The sequence below is a fragment of the Nonomuraea sp. NPDC005692 genome (genome assembly GCF_040631115.1).
In the GTDB taxonomy this organism is placed as follows: Bacteria; Actinomycetota; Actinomycetes; order Streptosporangiales; family Streptosporangiaceae; genus Nonomuraea.
This window is the reverse complement of sequence record NZ_JBEXYU010000089.1, coordinates 1-1372: the sequence shown is the minus strand read 5'-3', so window position 1 is coordinate 1372 and position 1372 is coordinate 1. Positions and strand designations below refer to the sequence as shown.

At 66.9% G+C, this 1372-nt stretch carries 1 protein-coding gene; it reads right to left on the bottom strand.

Annotated elements, in window-relative coordinates; translation table 11 throughout:
* Positions 1-134: 134 nt before the first annotated feature.
* Positions 135-1331: an IS701 family transposase gene (locus ABZ459_RS52730; RefSeq protein ID WP_357989104.1), complete on the bottom strand. Its 1197-nt coding sequence runs from the start codon at positions 1329-1331 to the stop codon at positions 135-137.
* Between the last annotated feature and the right edge of the window lie 41 nt (positions 1332-1372).

Sequence of the window (1372 nt, the reverse complement as noted above, 5' to 3'; positions counted from 1 at the left end):
CTAGTACTACAGCGAGGCTTTGAGATGTTTCAGTCGATGTCTTCTGTAGTGGCTGGCTCGGGCGCGGGTCTGATGGAGGCGCCGGTAGTGGGACCAGGCCAAGGCATGGGCGAGGGGTGGGACGAGAGTGCTGGTCAGGTGTGCCAGGAGACGGCGGATCTCGGCTGGTGTGAGGCGGACCAGCCCGCTTGGGCTTTTGGGGAGTGTGCGGCAGTGACGGCCAGGTAGGCGTGGGCGAGCATCGCCAAAGTGATGTGGCGGTGCCAGGCGTCGTAACGGCGCACCTGGTAGTGGTCCAGGCCGGTCTCGTTCTTGGCGCTCTGGAAGCATTCCTCGATGGCCCATCTGCTGCCCGCGACGGTGATGAGGTCTTCCAGGGTGGTGCCGGCCGGAGCATGGCACAGGTAGTAGGCCAGTTCCCGTTCACCCCTGGCGTTGGGGGTCAGGCTGCGCCGGGCCAGCAGCCAACGCTGATAGCCGGGCTCGACCTCGAAACGCACCGACGCCAGCGCCCAGTCATACAACCGTTCGCCTTTGGCGCCGCGGCCGCAGGAGCGGCGCTTCCACGCCTCGGCCGGAGCTTGGGCGGTGGCGGTGTCGGCACGGATCTGCCCGCCCCAGCCCGTGCCGATCCACTGGCTCCTGGGTACGGCCACCACATAACTGAGACGGTGTTCTTCCAGGAAACGCCGGAACTTGAAATCCATGCCATATGCCTCGTCCGCGGTCACCCACGACACCGGCACGCCGGCCTGCAGCGCGCGGGCCAGCATCGTCCGCGCCAGCATCGGCTTGGTGGCAAAGGGCGCGTCGGCCGGGATGCCGGCCCGGGCGCAGCGATCATGGTCATCGGTCCAGGACCGGGGCAGATACAACTCGGCGTCGATCAGTGTCCGCCCGAGCGGGGAGGCGTAGGCCAGGAAGACGCCCACCTGGCAGTTGTCCACCCGGCCTGCGGTACCGGAGTACTGGCGCTGCACCCCGGCCGACTTGTCGCCCTTCTTCAGGAAGCCGGTCTCATCGACGATCAGCACGCCGTCGCGGTGGCCGAGGTGTTCCATCACGTACTCACGCAGATCGACGCGCACCTGGCGCGGGTCCCAGCGGGCGCTGTTGAGCAGGCGCTGCATACGATCCGGCGTCGCATCCCCGGCCGCCTCGGCCAGCTGCCAGCCGTTCTTGCGCTCGATCGGCGCCAGCAACCCCAGCAGATAAGCCCGCGCTTGCCGACGCGGCTCCACCCGCCCGAACCGGCCCGCTACCCGGCCGAACAACACATCCAGTCCCGTAACCCACTCCCGCAGATCAGCAGCGGTTAAGTCATCTGGCATGTTTACACGCTACAGATCTCAAAGCCTCGCTGTAGTACTAG

Excerpts from the sequence above, each read along its gene's own strand:
- ABZ459_RS52730 (WP_357989104.1), bottom strand. The coding sequence starts at position 1,331 with ATGCCAGATGACTTAACCGCTGCTGATCTGCGGGAGTGGGTTACGGGA.